Genomic DNA, 14,934 nt, shown 5'->3' on the forward strand with positions numbered 1-14,934 from the left:
CGATTACGCGCTCGGGAGGAAAAGCGTTAGCGACCGCGGAAGGCGAGAGCCGCGTCCGGCGGTCAGAGCCGGGGCGAGACCTTCATTGGCTGTCGATGCGCCAGCCGTCGGCGGCGTCAAGGAACCTCGCCTCCACGGTCTCCCGTCCGAAACTACGGCCGTCCGCTGCCCAGTCGACCGGGCTTACGTCCCGTGCTGCCAACTGCTCATGTACTCGGCCTGTTCGTCGGTCAGGTCGTCGTACTCGACGCCCTCGGCGTCCAGCTTGATTTCCGCGATTTCCCGGTCCAGTTCGTCGGGGACCTCGTGGACTCCAGCGTCGTACTGGTCGCCGTTCTCGACCAGTTCGCGGACGCAGGCGGCCTGCACGCCGAAGCTCTGGTCCATGACCTCGACCGGGTGGCCCAGCGCGATGGGCGAGGCGAGGTTGACGAGGCGGCCCTCCGCGAGGACGTTGAGGCGGCGGCCGTCGTCCATCTCGTACTCGCGGACGCCGTCGCGTGCCTCGCGCTCGTTCACGGCGAGGTCAGAGAGGTCGTCGAGATTGACCTCCACGTCGAAGTGGCCGGCGTTGGCCAGCAGGACGCCGTCGTCCATCTTCTCGAAGTGGTCGCGGGTGACGACGTTCTTGTTCCCGGTCGTGGTGAGGAACACGTCGCCGACTTCGGCCGCCTCGGCCATCGGCATCACGTCGTAGCCCTCCATGTGGGCTTCGAGCGCGCGCCGGGGTTCGACCTCGGTCACGATGACGTTCGCGTTCTGGCCCGAGGCCTTCTTGGCGACGCCGCGGCCGCAGTCGCCGTAGCCCGCGACGACGACGTTCTTGCCCGCCCACGAGAGGTTCGTGGTCATGGCGATGTTCGCCAGCGACGACTCGCCGGTGCCGTGGACGTTGTCGAACAGGCGCTTCATCGGCGTGTCGTTCACCGCGAAGACGGGGTAGTCGAGTTCGCCGTCCTCGTCCATCGCGCGCAGGCGGTGGACGCCCGTGGTGGTCTCCTCGGCCCCGCCCACGATGGAGTCGATGAGTTCGGGGTAGTCCTCGTGGATGGCCGCCACGAGGTCCATGCCGTCGTCCACGGTGATGGTCGGTTCGTGGGAGATGACCGCCTCGATGGCGGCGTAGTACTCCTCGTCGTCCACCTCGCGCTTGGCGTAGGAGGTGATGTTGGGGTGTTCGTCGAGCGCGGCGCTCACGTCGTCGTGGGTCGAGAGCGGGTTACAGCCGGTGATGGCGACTTCCGCGCCGCCCTCGGCGAGGGTCTCGACCAGCACCGCGGTCTTTGCCTCGACGTGCATCGCCATCCCGATGCGCTGGCCTTCGAATGGCTGGTTCGCCTCGAAGTCGCCTTGCATCGCGGTCAGAATCGGCATGTGTTCTCGCGCCCAGTCCATCTTGCGATGGCCCTCGGTGCGAGCAGATTCTACGTCCTCGACCTGCTCGCTTATCGTCGGATAGTCTGCCATACCCGAGCAAAGGGCCACCGCGCCCAAAACGCTACCGAAGGTCGACGCGGCGGCGTTTCGGTGAGCGGTTTCCCCGTCCAGTAATTACCGACACCGCTACCTTCGAATGTGGTCCCGTCACTCGGCGACGACCGACTTGCAAGAAAAGTCACTGAGGGAAAAGTCCGCTAACGAACCGGAGCGTCGAGGGCCGAAACGTCGAGCGGGCCGAACGCCGCGAAAAACGTCAGCGGGGACGGAATGTCAGAACGCGTGGGCGAGTTCGGACTACTTGCCGTTGCCCTTACTCTTCCCGTTGCCGTTGTTGCCCTTCTCGGAGTCGTCTCCGCCGGAACCATCCTCACTAGTGCTGCCGTCGTCGTTACCCGCGCCTTCGGGCGGGCCCTGCGAGTCGTCGCCGTCCGTGCCGTTCTGCGTGCCCGCGTCGTGCTTACCTTTGTCGCCGGACTTACCGGCGTCGTCGGGCTTCCCCTTGTCACCGGATTTGCCAGCGTCGTCGGGCTTTCCGGCGTGGTCGGGTCGCTTCTCGTCGGCATTCCCGGGGTTGTTCTCGGTCACGAAGTCCGAGATGACCTGTCCGATGGGGCCGCCGTCGTCGCCCGCGTTCATCATCTCGTGGACGAACGAGGAGACGAGGTCGCCGAAGGAACCGCTCTTCTCACTCTCGGAAACGGTCAGCGTGGCAGTCGCCGTTCCGGTCGCGTTCCCCTTCTCGGCGGTGATTTCGACGGTGACGTTCTCCGACGGGGCGGGCAGGTCGACCGTGCCGTTCGCGTCGGTCGTGTAGTTGCCGGCGCCGTCGTAGGTGGCGTTCTCGTCGGTGACGCCGACCGTGACGGCGGCGTTCTCGACCGCAGAGCCGTTGTGGCTCACCGTCACCGTGGCACCGTCAGTCTGGTCCACCGAGACCGCGAGCGACCCCGAGAGCGGTTCGTCGCTCTCGGGCGCGGTGGTCAGGGTGACGGTCGTCGTGCCGGTCGCGTTCCCCTTCTCGGCGGTGACCGCGACGGTCACGTTCTCGGCGGGTTCGGGGAGTTCGACCGTGCCGTTCGCGTCGGTCGCGTAGTCACCGGCACCCGCGTACGTGACGTTCTCGTCGGCAACGCCGACCGTCACGGTGGCGTTCTCGACCGCCGACCCGTTCTGAGTTATCGTCACAGTTGCGCCGTCGTTCTCGGCCTGTTCGACCGTGACCGACAGCGAATTCGCGGTCTCGCTGGCTGTCGCGCTACTCGCCGCGCCCGCGGTCGCGGCGCTCGACAGGAGCAAGGCTCCGACGAGAGCGACCGCGAGGGTGCGATGTTTCGAGTTCATGCACTCGTTCAGAGGGGAAATGGGAGATTAAACCCCGCCTGCCGTCCAATCTGTTTTCGCAGTTCAATATGACCGATAGAAAGGCTCAGAGCATCCGATAAAGTTTAAGACTCGTTTTAACCGTTCAATTGAAACGTTCAACGTCTCGTTTCCGGAGCGAGAATGCGAGAATTAGCTCGGAGTTCCGACAGACGGGACGACCGGGCCGCTGTGCCGACGGTCAGGAGAGACGGTCCGGCGCTCTACACGTTCGACCGCGGTGGCGGCGCGCTACTCTGCGCGTTCGACCGCGGCGGCGGCGCGCTCCTCTGCTTGCTCTCTGACCGCCGCGGCGTCGAGGGGCAGGACCTCCCGGTCGCGCATCAGGACCGCGCCGTCGCAGAGCGTGTGGCGCACGTCCGACCCGCGGGCCGCGTACACGAGGTGGCTCACGAGGTCGTGATGGGGCGTAAGGTGGGCGGCGTCGAGGTCCACCACGGCGAGGTCGGCGTTCGCGCCCTCCTCGATGCGGCCGCTGTCGAACCCGAGCGCCGACGCGCTACCTTCGGTCGCCATCCGGACGACGCTCTCGGCCGGGACCGCGCTGGCGTCGTCCGCCGCGAGTTTGCCGAGCATCGCGGCGTCGCGCATCTCGTCGAACACGTCGAGGTCGTTGTTCGACGCCGCGCCGTCGGTGCCGAGACCGACCGTCACGCCCGCGTCGAGGAGTTTCTGGACCGGAGCCATCCCGCTGGCGAGTTTCATGTTCGAGGCCGGGCAGTGGATTACGCTCGTGCCGGTCTCGGCCAGCAGGTCGATTTCTGCGCCGTCGAGGTGGACGCCGTGGGCCACGAAGTCCGACCCGTCGGTCATGTCGAGGTCGCGGGCGTATTCGAGGGGACGCTCGCCCTCCTCCTCGACGATGGGGTCGACCTCGTCTTCGGTCTCGTTGGCGTGGTAGTGGAGCGGAATCCCCTCCTCGCGGGCAGTTGCGACGTACTCCCGGAGGTACTCCTCGCCGACGGTCGTGAGGCTATGGGGCATGAACGCTGTCTTCACCCGGCCGTCGGCCGCGCCGTCGAACTCCCGCGCGACTTCGAGACTCTGTTCGCAGTCGTCGCGTGCGCCCGCCTCGTCCTTCCCGACCGTGACGATGCCGTAGCCGAGTCGGGCGCGCAGGCCGGCGTCCTCGACCGCTTCGACGACCTCCTCCTCGTGGAAGTACATGTCCGCGAACGCGGTGGTACCCGACCGAATCATCTCCAGCAGACCGAGTTCGGTCCCGGCGCGCACGTCCTCGGGCGTGAGTTCGGCCTCGACCGGCCAGATGTCTTCCTGCAACCACGCGTCGAGTTCCTTGTCGTCGGCGTGCCCCCGCAGGAGCGTCATGGCGACGTGGGTGTGAGCGTTGACGAGACCGGGCGTCACCAGTCCGTCCTCGGCGTCCAGCGTCTCGTCGCCCTCGGGCACGTCGTCGGGGTCCCCCACCGCGGCGATGTCGCCGGACTCGGAGTCGACCAGTACGTCGGCGCGTTCGACGGTCGCGTCGGGACGGAGAACCTGTCCGCCCGCGATTCGGAGTTTCGTCATGACCGAGGGTTTTCCCCGAGGGTGCCTGAAACCTCCGGCTTCAGTCCAGTTCGAGACCCGTCGCGTCCGCGATTGCGTCCAGCGTCGGTTCGACGGTCGGCGACTCTCCGACCGCGCTCGCCGTCTTCTCGGGCCACGCGACGCCCGAACCCGTCCCGACGGTGACCACGGTGTCGTCGGCACCGACCACGCCGTCGGCGACCGCCTGCGAGACCACGGCCGGCGCGAGCGCAGAGGCCGGTTCGAGGAAGACCCCGTCGCGCCCGGCGGTCCGAATCGCCGCCTCGACCGCCTCGCGGTCGGCGGCGTAGGCCGCGCCGTCCGAGGCCCGGACCGCGGCCAGCGCGTGGTCGCCGGAGGTGGTGCCCATCGTGGAGGTGCTGAGCGGTTCCGGACCGTCGTCGCGCCCGACCGACTCCGCGCCCGCCTCGAACGCCGCCGCGAGCGGGTGGCGCTCCGCCGATTCGGCGCTTATCACGCGGGGCTTGTCGGCGACGACGCCGCGGGCCGCGAGTTCCCGGAAGCCCTTCCAGATGCCGTAGAGACCGTCGCCCGCGCCGACCGGGACGACCACGGCGTCGGGGACCTCGCCCAACTGCTCGACCAGTTCGTACGCGATGGTCTTGTAGCCCTCGTAGACGTAGGGTTGGCCGGTGTAGCGGTCGTCGAGGTCGTACGCCGCGAACCACCCCCGGTCGGCGAGTTCGCGGAGCAGGCGCTTGCGCTCGCCGTAGTCAGTCAGGCCGAGCGCCTCCCCGCCGTAGGCCCGAATCTGCCGGTGGTGGGGCGGTTCGCTCGACGGCGAGAGGAACGCGAGGACTCGCTCGACTCCGGCCCGCGAGGCGTAGGCCGCGATTGCGCTGGCGTGGTTCCCGGTCGAGGCGGTGGCGATGCGGTCGGCGCCGTCGCGGTCCGACGGGCCTCCGGCGACCGCGTGGGGCACGACCACCGCGGCGAGGCGGTCCTTCCACGACCACGTCGGGTTGGTGGTCTCGTTCTTCAGGTAGCAGTCCGGCGTCGCGTCCTCGAACTCGGCGGCCGCGGTCGCGACGAGTCGCGGCGTCTCCACCAGCGGAGTCCACCCCTCGCCCATCGACACCGGGGCGTCGACGCTCGACTCGCCGAGCGAGGGAAGCCAGTCGGCGTAGCGCCGGAGGTCGGTCCGGTCCGAGTCGGGGAGGGCGTCGGGAAGGTCGTCGTGGGCGACTTCGAGCGGACCGCCGCACTCGGGGCACCCCGCGGGGCGCTCGTCGGGGTCGGTGGTCGCGCCGCACGACAGGCACTCGAAGGCGTGTGTCATGGTCGTCGTGTTGGTTCGGCGGACGAATAGTGGTTCGGGAATCGGCGATACGGCGCGCTACGAGCGGCGAGTCCGGCCGCGGCGACGGCCGCTCTCGGTCGGGTCGGTCCCGCAGGACGCCGAGAGTGGCGCGCACCGACGGGTATCGGCGAGGCTTGCGGGCGGACGAAAGCTAGTTCCGCCGCGAACGCCAACCCGGAAACGACACATGAGAATCGCCGTCCCGAACAAGGGCCGACTCCACGACCCGGCGATGGAACTGCTCGAAAGCGCCGGACTCCACGCCGTCGACGGTGCCGACCGGAAACTGTACGCCGACACGGTCGACCCCGACGTGACCCTGCTGTTCGCCCGTGCGGCCGACATCCCGGAGTACGTCAGCGACGGCGCGGCCGAGGTGGGCATCACGGGCCTCGACCAGGTCCGCGAGGCCGACCCCGGCAACGTCGAGGAGATGCTCGACCTCGAGTTCGGTCGATGCCGACTCGTCCTCGCGGCCCCCGAGGACGGCGACATCGAATCGGTCGCGGACGTGGCTGGCAAGACGGTCGCGACCGAGTTCCCCCACATCGCCGAGCGGTACTTCGCGGAGAAGGACGTGGAGGCCGACATCGTGGAGGTCAGCGGCGCGACCGAACTCACCCCGCACGTCGAGATGGCCGACGCTATCATCGACATCACCAGCACCGGGACGACGCTGAAGGTGAACAGTCTGGCCGTCGTGGACGAGGTGCTGTCGAGTTCGGCGCACCTGTTCGCCCGCGACGACGTGGTCGAGGACTCGAAGGTCCGGCAGGTCGTGATGGCGCTCCGGTCGGTCCTCTCGGCCGACGGCAAGCGCTACCTGATGATGAACGCGCCGGAGGACCGTCTCGCGGAAGTGCGCGACGTGATTCCCGGGTTGGGCGGCCCGACGGTGATGAACGTCGAGGACAGGGAGGACGGCGAGAGCGAAGACGACGGAACGGTCGCGGTCCACGCCGTCGTGGACGAACGGGACGTGTTCGAGACCATCAACGAGTTGAAGTCGGTCGGCGCGAGCGGGATTCTCGTCACCGAAATCGAGCGACTGGTGGAGTAGCGGGTCCGTCCGCGCTTACACCGGCGCGGTCGAGAGCAGACGGACCAGATTGAAGATAGTGATGCCGGCGAGCGCGCTCACCGTGTAGTGAGCCATCGCGACGACGACCGCGGTTCGGTACTTCAGCCGGTACACTGCCCGAATCGTGAAGAAGTCCGCCGTGGCGCTGACGAGGATGACGACGCCCGGATGGTAGGCTTGCAGCGCGAACGAGATGATTGCGGGGACGACGCCGACGACGAACGCGCGGAGTATCGGCACGTCGCCGAGGACGTACCGGGCGGCGATGTGAGCCGTAACGCCGTAGAACAGTACCGCCAACAGGAACGTGCCGACCAGCGCGACGATGGGGACCGCCATGTGGGCCACTCGGGAGGCACGGGCCAAGGAAGTAGCGATTCGGGGCGACGTGAACCGGAGCGTCGGACCCGCCGCGCCGGAAAAACGAAGTACCGGCCGTTCCGTCGTTCGACCGCGCTATTCCAGCAGACCGAGTTCTTCGAGTCGAGAGACGATCTTGTCGACCGCCTGCTCGGCGTCTTCGGGTTTCTTCCCGCCGGTGATGACGAGTTTGCCGGAACCGAACAGCAGCGCGACGACCTCGGGTTCGTCGAGTCGGTAGACGAGACCGGGGAACTGCTCGGGTTCGTACTCGATGTTCTCCAGTCCGAGACCGATAGCGATGGCGTTGAGGTTGAGATTACGCCCGAGGTCCGCGGACGTGACGATGTTCTGGACGACGATTTCGGGGTCCTCGTTCACGTCGATCTGGAGTTCACGGAGTTTGTCGAAGACGATTTCGAGACTCTCGTGTACGTCGGCCGTGCTCTTGGCGCCGGTACAGACGATTTTGCCGGACCGGAAGATGAGCGCCGCGGACTTGGGGTTCTGGGTCCGGTAGACGAGACCGGGGAACTGCTCCGGGTCGTAGTCGGCCCCTTCGAGGTCCATCGCCACGCTCTGCAGGTCGAGTTCCTGCCCGATACCGGTGGAGGCGACCACGTTTTCAATGTTGATGGTCTCCTTTGGGTCGGTCATATGCGACTTAAATGTCGTATTTAAGGTTTATAAAGGTTGGTACTCCCTCCTGACAGATGCCGTCGCGGTTTTAATACGGATGCGCCCGCCGTGAGGGAGTCGCCCGACGGAGGCGGCCCGGACGAGCGCGGCGCAGACGAAACCCCCAAGAGCCACCGCCGAGTCCGGTACACCGTGTACGCGCTCGAACTCGGCGGAGAGGACGACCGATTCGCGGCCGCGGAGGCGGCGAGCGCCGCGACCGGCGTCGAAGTCGTCGCGCCCGGACTCGCCACCGCCAACGCCGTCACCGACCGCGTGCGGAATCTGGCCTACACCCACCGCGCCAGCGAGTTGGTCGGGACGACCGACGCGAGCGTCGAATCCGCGCGCGTCCTGCTCGAAGCCGGACTCGACCGCGAGGAAACCGCGTCCGACGCTGCGCCCGACCGCGAGGGGACCGTGGCTGTCCGCGCCCGCGACGTGCGAGAGACCGCCGGAATCGACACTCAGCGCGCCGAGCGCGTCCTCGGCGGAGTGCTGACCGACTGCGGCTTCGCGGTGGACTTGGACGACCCCGACCACGAGCTCCGAGCGCTGTTCTCCGACGATACCTGCCTGCTCGGCTGGCTCGAAGCCGAGAGCGTCCGCGACTTCGGCACCCGGAAGCCGACCGACCGGCCCTTCTTCCAACCCGGCGGGATGGACCCGCTGCTGGCCCGCGCACTGGTCAATCTCGCGGGTGCCCGGCCCGGCGCGACCGTACTGGACCCGATGTGTGGCACCGGCGGCGGCCTCATCGAGGCCGGACTGGTCGGTGCGAACGTACTCGGCGCGGACGCCCAGACGAAGATGGCCCGCGGCGCGGCCGAGAACCTGTCGCGCTACCTCGACGGCGAGGAGCGAGCGACGGGCGAGTGGGCGACCCTACTGGGCGACGCGACCCACCTACCGTTGCCCGACGACTCGGTGGACGCCGTGGTCTTCGACGCGCCGTACGGCCGCCAGTCGAAGATAGCGAACCTGAACTTGGACGACCTCGTGGCGGGCGCGCTGGCGGAGGCCCGCCGGGTCGCCGACCGGGCCGTCGTCGTCGGCGACCGGTCGTGGGGCGAGGCGGCCCGCGCGGCGGGGTGGACCGTCGAGGACGAGTTCGAGCGCCGAGTGCATCGGTCGCTCGTGCGCCACATCGCGGTGTTGGACGCGAGCGACGGGTCGTCGCCCGACCGAATTGGCGACTCGATGGGCGTCGAGTGATTCAGTTTTCGGCCTCGCGGGCGGCCTCGCGGAGTTCTCGCTCCTCGTCCGTCTCGACTGTCAGTTCGGGCACCGGTACCGGCTTTCCTTCCTCGCCCAACGCGACGAAGGTGAAGCTCGACCCGGTGGTGCGCTCGGTGTCGCCGGTTCGGGGGTTCTCGCGCCACGCGCGGAGTCGGACCTTGACGCTGGTCCGACCGGCGTCGTAGACGTAGGCCTCTATGAGCGCGACTTCGCCGACCGGGACCGGGCGGTGAAAGGAGAAGTCGTCGACGCCCGCGGTGACGCAGGTCTCGCCCGCGAAGCGCATCGCGGACATCGCGCCGAGTTCGTCCATCCACTTCATGAGTTCGCCGCCGTGGAGCGTCTCGTAGTTGTTGGCGTCGTTCGGTTGGACGCGGTAGCGGTTCTGGATGCGAGTCTCCGAGAGCGTCGGCATGGCCGTGGCTTCGCGGGCGACGCTGAAGAAACGTGGGTCGGCGCTCGCTACGCCTCGCCCGCGCCGAGTTCCGCGAGCAGGTGGCCGATGTGGACGCGGTCGTTCGCGCCCTCCGCGAGGTCAGCGTCGATTTCGCCGGCGAGGCGGGTCAGTTCCGCGAGTTCGTCGCCGGTGTACCGGCCGGAGTGGGCCACGTCGAGAATCTCCCGTAGCACTTCCTCGCCGCTGTACCCCTCGTCGACGAGCAGGTCGTCCAAGGTCTTGCGGGCGTCGCTGAACTCGCCCGCCTCGGCGTCGTCCAGCATCGACTCGATTTCGGCCGCGACGCCCACCTCGCCAAGCACCTCGTAGGCGGCGTTCATCGTCACCTCGCCCTCCTTCTGGGCGGTGGTCTGGGCGCTCAGAATCGCCTTCCGGAGGTCGCCGCTGGCGTACCCCGCGACGTATTCGAGGCCGTTGTCGTCGTACTCGACGCCCTCCGCCTCCACGATGCCTTCGAGCACCGCGACGATTTCCGGCACCGAGGGCGCGCGCATCGCCACCGGGAAACACCGCGAGCGAATCGGCGGGATGAGTTTGGTCGGTTGGCGCGTCGTGATGACGAACTGGGTCGCCTCGTGGTGGCGCTCCATCACCCGGCGGAGCGCCTGCTGGAAGTCCTCGCGGATGGCCTCGGCGTTGTCCAGCACGACGGTCTTGTACGTCCCCGAGACGGGTGAATAGCTCGCCGACTCCTTGAGGACGTGGTTGATGAGGTCGGCCTTCGAGGAGTTGCGCTTGCGCTTGCTGTCGATGAACGACGAGAAGCGCGGGTCCGATGCTATCTCCTTTTTCGTCATTCCGAAGAAGTCCGCGACGTTTATCTCCACGAGGTCGTTGTCCGGGTCGTCGTGGGCTTCGCGGGCCAGCGCCCGCACTGCCGCGGTCTTGCCCGCCCCGGCCGGGCCGTGAATGACGAGGTTGATGGGGTCCTCGACGGCCTTCTGGAGGTAGTCGCGGACCTCTTCCTGCGGGAGGTCGGCGAGGTCGGGGGCGTACCGTTCGGTCCACAGCGGCGCGTCCATTACCGGTAGGTAGGGAGTCGGCGGGTAAGAATCGGTCGGTCCGGTCCGAGCGTCCGCGCTCGGACACGCCCGCCGTGACACCACTGCGGGAATTTTAGACAGCTATAGTCACGTCTAAGACGTGAAGTTCCACTCGAAAGAATCGTGTATATTGTTTTACAGCCTACACACGCGAGTACGGTCGTCGGGTCGCGGCGTCAGTTCCCGCCGTCGCCCCGTTCACCGTTCCCCGTCTCGCCACTTCCCGTCCCGTCGTCGCCGGACTCGAACTCGGTTTCGAGTTTGGCCGACCCGTTCTCGGTCTCGATTTCGACTTCGAGTTCGTCGGCGTCGGGCACCGCGAACGTCAGGGTCCCGTCGGCGGCCGTCCGGCCGACGGTCTCGCCGTTCACCGCGACCGTCGCGTTCGCCGCGGCGCTTCCGTTCTGCGCGACCGAGACGGTGGCGTTCTCGCCGCGGGTGACGTTGCCGACGAACGTCGCGTTCAGCGCGGCCTCGTCATCCGCTGTCGTCTCGTCGTCCTTCTCGGCCTTCTCGTCGTCTTTCGCGTCCTCGTCGCCTTCGCGCTCCTCACGCTCGTTCTTGTCGTCCTCGTCGTCCACCGACTCGATTTTCTTGTCGGTCCCCGACTCGCTGATGACCGGCTTGAGGATGTACTTCCCGCTCTTGCCCGCCTTAAACACGGAGGTGTCGAAGACGTAATCGACCGACTGGTTCGCGCCGACGGTGAACGACTGGTGAATCTGAAGCTTCTGGCTCGGCAACTTGACTCGGACCTGCTCGCCGTTCGTCAGCGTCCCGTTCACCTCGGCGATGTGGACGAACACCGTGTCGTACGTGCCGTTGGACGCGTCGAAGGTGCCGAGTCGGGTCGCGTTCGCGCCCGTCAGCGTGGTCAAGTCCACGGTGCGGTTGTCCACGTCGTAGTTCGTCCACTTACCGTCGGCGCGTTTCATTCCGACCTTCGAGACGGTGACGTTCAGATGCTCGAAGTCACCCATCGCGTTCCGTTCGTCGCTCAGGTAGAAGTTCACCGCGCTGGCGTCGCTGGTGGTTTCCCCGCCGCCGGTCGCGCCTCCTCCGGCGGTCGTTCCGGCGACCTCCGTCGTTTCGGCGACTGTCGTCGTTTCGGCGTCGCCGGGCGCGGGCGACGTCGTCGTTCCTCCCTGCCCGCCGACACATCCGGCGAGCAGTAGCGCGACCGCGAGACAAACCGCTGCGTATCGACTCATGACGGTTCGTTCGGACTCAGCACGGGTTGATAAATCGTCGTTCTCGTTCGTATCCGTTTTCGACCCGCCGTTGTCTTGCGTTTCAACGATTTTGAACGGCGAAAATAGTGAGAAATTTGAGTCGTCCGCGTCGAGTCGCCGGCGTCGAGATTACGCGGCGGCCGTGGTCGTCTCGTTACCGGGCGTCTCGGTCTCCGCGGCGGCGGTCGTCTCTTCGCTCGGTTCCTCTATCACGATGACCCCGAGTTCACCGAAGTCGCGGGTGTACACCCCGTGGATGTACTGACCCGCGGGCACGCCTTCGGTGCCGACCTCGAACTCGACGGTGGTCTGTTCGCCCGCGTCGAGCGTGACGTTCTGACGCGCGACGACGGTCCCCTCGAGCCGGAACGCGACCTGCTGGGTCGCCTGCTGGTCGTTGGGGTTGCTGACCGTGGCGCTCACGGTGACGTTGTCGCCCGCCGTTGCGCTGTCGGGCGCGTCGAGTTGCGCGACCTCGAAGGACTGGACGCCAGCGGCCGTGCCCTGACCCTCTTCGGTGGTCGTGGTTTCACCGACCACTTCCTCGGTCGTGGTGGTCTCCTCGACCTCTCCTTCGGTGGTCGTCGTTTCCTCGGCTTCCTCCTCGGTGGTCGTGGTCTCCTCGACCTCTTCTTCGGTGGTCGTGGTCTCTTCGACGACCTCCTCGGTCGTCGTAGTCTCCTCGACCTCCTCCGTGGTCGTAGTCTCGTTAACTACGTCCTCGGTCGTGGTCGTGGTCTCCTCGACGACTTCCTCGGTCGTCGTCGTTTCCTCGACCTCTTCTTCGGTGGTCGTGGTCTCTTCGGGTTGCGCCGTCGTGGTCGTCATCGGCGGCTGAGGCAGTTCGATGTCCTCGGGAGCCGTGACGACGAACGTCACGTTCTCGATGGTGACGTCGCTGATGACGTAGCGGACGGTCTGAAGGTCCTGCGAGAGGTTCTCCTCTATCATCTGCTCGGCCTTCTCGGGACTCACGGTCGTTATCGGTCCCGCCTGCTGCTGGGCCGCGGCGCTCTGCTGGAGAACCTTGGTCAGGTTGATGGTGACGCGCCGGTCGGTGATGGTGACGTTACTGATCGTCTGCGTCCGGTCGGGCGTCTCCTCGTCACCGATGACGAAGGACCATCGGTCGATGTTCATCTGCTCGATTTTGAAGACGAACTGCTCCATTCCCTCGGGAGCCTCGGCGGTCGTCGTCTCCTCGACCTCTCCCTCGGTCGTCGTCTCGTCGACTACTTCTTCGGTGGTGGTGGTCTCCTCAGCGTCCGCCTCGGTCGTGGTTTCCTCGACGTCCGCTTCGGTGGTGGTGGTCTCCTCGACCTCTTCCTCAGTAGTGGTCGTCTCCACGACGTCCTCCTCGGTCGTCGTGGTTTCCTCGACTTCTTCCTCGGTGGTGGTGGTCTCCTCGGCTTCCGCCTCGGTGGTCGTCGTCTCTTCCTGCGCGACGGTCACGTTGGCTTGGTCGACGAGAACTTGGCCGTCGGTCGTGTACGGACCGTCGACCTCACCGGTCGAGAGAACGAAGTCGTAGACCTGGTTGTTGTTCGTGTCGAAGTGCGGCATCGCGACGAGCGTCTGGCTCTCGGTGATAGGCCGGGCGAGCGTGATAGTCACGTTCTCGTGAGTGCCCGGTTCGAGGTACACCGAGTTGCCGAGGACGCTCGCGAGCGGAGCCTCGGCGACCGACGAGTCGTGGATGGCGATGAAGCCGCCCTCCGGGAGGGTCGCCGACTCGACGACGATCCGCTCACCGTTGGACTGCTGCTCGTTGATCGTCACGTTCGCTCCGCCGTTGGCCGGTTCGTCGGCCTGTCTGGTCGTCTCCTCGCCGTTCTGCGCGGTGGTCGTCTCCTGAACCCCCACGGCGTTCGCACCTGCGTCTGCTGTACTCCCCGTCACGGCGAGCGATACCGCTGTTCCGCTCGCCAAAACCAGCAACACCGCCATGAAGACGGCGCTAAGTGTCTTTTTGTCACGTGTCATGTGTAACCCCCAATCGGCAGAGTAAGCGACGGCGAGGCCGCGAATAAACGGGCGCGACCGTTCACGGCCGTAACAGGCTGATACGCCGGTTTAGGCCCGGACTATCCGATGATTCTCCGATGCGTCTTCGAGTCGTAACCCGCTGTTTCCGCGTTAGTAACGCAGCGTACCGCGCTCGGGATTTCGAAGGCGCTTTCCCGCGCGCTCTCCGAGTCTCTCTGAGATGTCGATGCGCGTTACCTTTCTCGGAACCGGCGGGGCAGTGCCAACCACAGAGCGAAACCCGAGTTCGGTGCTGGTCAACCGCGAGGGTGACCGGTTGCTGTTCGACGCGGGCGAGGGCACCCAGCGCCAGATGATGCGCTTCGGCACGGGGTTCACCATCTCCGAAATCTTCGTCACGCACCTCCACGGCGACCACGTGCTGGGACTCCCCGGACTGGTTCAGACCCTCGACTTCAACGACCGCGAGGAGGCTCTGACCGTCTACACGCCCGCCGGAACCGAGGAGGAAATCGACGCGCTGATTCACGCCGCCGACAACCGCCCGTCGTTTCCGGTCCACGTCTACGGCGTCGGACCCGACGAGGCCGCGGTCCGGCGCGACGACTACGAGGTCCGGACAGTCCGGACCGACCACGACACCAACTCGCTGGGTTACGTACTCGTCGAGGACGACCGCAAGGGCCGGTTCGACCGCGAGAAGGCCGAGGAACTGGGCGTCCCGGTCGGCCCGAAGTTCTCGCGACTCCACGAGGGCGAATCGGTCGAACTCGACGACGGCACGGTCGTCGACCCCGAACAGGTCGTCGGCGACCCCCGACCCGGCCGCCGGTTCGTCTACACCGGCGACACCCGGCCGAGCGCCGAGGTCGCGGAAGTCGCCGACGAGGCCGACCTGCTCGTCCACGACGCCACCTTCGCCGAGGACCGGGCCGACCGCGCGAGCGACACCGGCCACTCGACCGCTCGACAGGCCGGAGAAATCGCCAGCAGGGCCGACGTTCGGCGTCTCGCACTGACCCACATCTCCTCGCGGTACGCGGGCGATATCTCCGACCATCTCGCAGAGGCCCGGGAGGTCTTCGACGGCGAGGCGTTCGTCCCCGACGACGGCGAGACGCTCGACGTTCCGTACCCCGACGAGTAATCCGCACTCCCCGGTGCGCGGGTTCATTTCGAGGATAGTC

The 14,934-nt window shown here is 66.9% G+C and carries 13 protein-coding genes; 3 read left to right on the plus strand and 10 right to left on the minus strand.

Annotated features, from left to right (window positions below):
* Nucleotides 1-183: 183 nt before the first annotated feature.
* From M0R89_RS05020 to M0R89_RS05035, 4 genes are all read right to left on the minus strand, one after another.
* A complete protein-coding gene (locus M0R89_RS05020; RefSeq protein ID WP_248651473.1) occupies nt 184-1,467 on the minus strand; it encodes an adenosylhomocysteinase in 1,284 nt (427 codons plus the stop codon).
* Between the two features lie 267 nt (nt 1,468-1,734).
* Nucleotides 1,735-2,781, minus strand: coding sequence for a hypothetical protein (locus M0R89_RS05025; RefSeq protein WP_248651474.1), 1,047 nt, complete (start codon nt 2,779-2,781; stop codon nt 1,735-1,737).
* 270 nt (nt 2,782-3,051) lie between these two features.
* Nucleotides 3,052-4,350 (minus strand): amidohydrolase, encoded by a 1,299-nt coding sequence (locus tag M0R89_RS05030; protein WP_248651475.1) that lies wholly within the window; start codon nt 4,348-4,350, stop codon nt 3,052-3,054.
* A gap of 40 nt (nt 4,351-4,390) precedes the next feature.
* On the minus strand, nt 4,391-5,650 hold the full coding sequence (locus M0R89_RS05035) for a threonine synthase (RefSeq protein WP_248651476.1): 1,260 nt from the start codon (nt 5,648-5,650) through the stop codon (nt 4,391-4,393).
* A gap of 208 nt (nt 5,651-5,858) precedes the next feature.
* Here M0R89_RS05035 and hisG point away from each other — a divergent pair, with 208 nt between their 5' ends.
* Nucleotides 5,859-6,731 carry an ATP phosphoribosyltransferase gene (gene hisG / locus M0R89_RS05040; RefSeq protein WP_248651477.1) on the plus strand — a complete coding sequence of 291 codons (873 nt, stop codon included), beginning with the start codon at nt 5,859-5,861 and terminating at the stop codon, nt 6,729-6,731.
* Between the two features lie 15 nt (nt 6,732-6,746).
* Here the strand turns inward: hisG and M0R89_RS05045 are convergent, their stop codons facing one another.
* Both M0R89_RS05045 and M0R89_RS05050 read right to left on the minus strand, forming a co-directional pair.
* A complete protein-coding gene (locus M0R89_RS05045; RefSeq protein WP_248651478.1) occupies nt 6,747-7,091 on the minus strand; it encodes a DUF7473 family protein in 345 nt (114 codons plus the stop codon).
* A gap of 117 nt (nt 7,092-7,208) precedes the next feature.
* Nucleotides 7,209-7,769, minus strand: coding sequence for a TATA-box-binding protein (locus tag M0R89_RS05050; RefSeq protein WP_115797963.1), 561 nt, complete (start codon nt 7,767-7,769; stop codon nt 7,209-7,211).
* A gap of 174 nt (nt 7,770-7,943) precedes the next feature.
* Between M0R89_RS05050 and M0R89_RS05055 the strand changes: the two genes are divergently transcribed.
* Nucleotides 7,944-9,005 carry a methyltransferase domain-containing protein gene (locus M0R89_RS05055; protein ID WP_248652318.1) on the plus strand — a complete coding sequence of 354 codons (1,062 nt, stop codon included), beginning with the start codon at nt 7,944-7,946 and terminating at the stop codon, nt 9,003-9,005.
* Between the two features lies 1 nt (nt 9,006).
* On the opposite strand, the gene M0R89_RS05060 is transcribed toward M0R89_RS05055, so the two are convergent.
* The 4 genes from M0R89_RS05060 to M0R89_RS05075 form a co-directional block, all read right to left on the minus strand.
* Complete coding sequence (locus tag M0R89_RS05060) at nt 9,007-9,444, minus strand: acyl-CoA thioesterase (RefSeq protein ID WP_248651479.1); 438 nt, start codon at nt 9,442-9,444, stop codon at nt 9,007-9,009.
* Between the two features lie 47 nt (nt 9,445-9,491).
* Nucleotides 9,492-10,508: an AAA family ATPase gene (locus M0R89_RS05065; protein WP_248651480.1), complete on the minus strand. Its 1,017-nt coding sequence runs from the start codon at nt 10,506-10,508 to the stop codon at nt 9,492-9,494.
* Nucleotides 10,509-10,705: 197 nt separating this feature from the next.
* Nucleotides 10,706-11,740 carry a DUF4382 domain-containing protein gene (locus M0R89_RS05070; protein WP_248651481.1) on the minus strand — a complete coding sequence of 345 codons (1,035 nt, stop codon included), beginning with the start codon at nt 11,738-11,740 and terminating at the stop codon, nt 10,706-10,708.
* A 150-nt stretch (nt 11,741-11,890) separates the two neighbouring features.
* A complete protein-coding gene (locus M0R89_RS05075) occupies nt 11,891-13,744 on the minus strand; it encodes a DUF7282 domain-containing protein (protein WP_248651482.1) in 1,854 nt (617 codons plus the stop codon).
* Nucleotides 13,745-13,967: 223 nt separating this feature from the next.
* Between M0R89_RS05075 and rnz the strand changes: the two genes are divergently transcribed.
* Nucleotides 13,968-14,894 carry a ribonuclease Z gene (gene rnz, locus M0R89_RS05080; RefSeq protein ID WP_248651483.1) on the plus strand — a complete coding sequence of 309 codons (927 nt, stop codon included), beginning with the start codon at nt 13,968-13,970 and terminating at the stop codon, nt 14,892-14,894.
* Nucleotides 14,895-14,934: the final 40 nt, after the last annotated feature.

Source organism: Halorussus limi, from assembly GCF_023238205.1.
Classification (GTDB): Archaea; Halobacteriota; Halobacteria; order Halobacteriales; family Haladaptataceae; genus Halorussus; species Halorussus limi.

What these genes read in the sequence shown, in the direction of transcription:
- M0R89_RS05020 (WP_248651473.1), bottom strand. Translation starts at nt 1,467, where the DNA reads ATGGCAGACTATCCGACGATAAGCGAGCAGGTCGAGGACGTAGAATCT.
- M0R89_RS05025 (WP_248651474.1), bottom strand. Translation starts at nt 2,781, where the DNA reads ATGAACTCGAAACATCGCACCCTCGCGGTCGCTCTCGTCGGAGCCTTG.
- M0R89_RS05030 (WP_248651475.1), bottom strand. Translation starts at nt 4,350, where the DNA reads ATGACGAAACTCCGAATCGCGGGCGGACAGGTTCTCCGTCCCGACGCG.
- M0R89_RS05035 (WP_248651476.1), bottom strand. Translation starts at nt 5,650, where the DNA reads ATGACACACGCCTTCGAGTGCCTGTCGTGCGGCGCGACCACCGACCCC.
- hisG (WP_248651477.1), top strand. Translation starts at nt 5,859, where the DNA reads ATGAGAATCGCCGTCCCGAACAAGGGCCGACTCCACGACCCGGCGATG.
- M0R89_RS05045 (WP_248651478.1), bottom strand. Translation starts at nt 7,091, where the DNA reads ATGGCGGTCCCCATCGTCGCGCTGGTCGGCACGTTCCTGTTGGCGGTA.
- M0R89_RS05050 (WP_115797963.1), bottom strand. Translation starts at nt 7,769, where the DNA reads ATGACCGACCCAAAGGAGACCATCAACATTGAAAACGTGGTCGCCTCC.
- M0R89_RS05060 (WP_248651479.1), bottom strand. Translation starts at nt 9,444, where the DNA reads ATGCCGACGCTCTCGGAGACTCGCATCCAGAACCGCTACCGCGTCCAA.
- M0R89_RS05065 (WP_248651480.1), bottom strand. Translation starts at nt 10,508, where the DNA reads ATGGACGCGCCGCTGTGGACCGAACGGTACGCCCCCGACCTCGCCGAC.
- M0R89_RS05070 (WP_248651481.1), bottom strand. Translation starts at nt 11,740, where the DNA reads ATGAGTCGATACGCAGCGGTTTGTCTCGCGGTCGCGCTACTGCTCGCC.
- M0R89_RS05075 (WP_248651482.1), bottom strand. Translation starts at nt 13,744, where the DNA reads ATGACACGTGACAAAAAGACACTTAGCGCCGTCTTCATGGCGGTGTTG.
- rnz (WP_248651483.1), top strand. Translation starts at nt 13,968, where the DNA reads ATGTCGATGCGCGTTACCTTTCTCGGAACCGGCGGGGCAGTGCCAACC.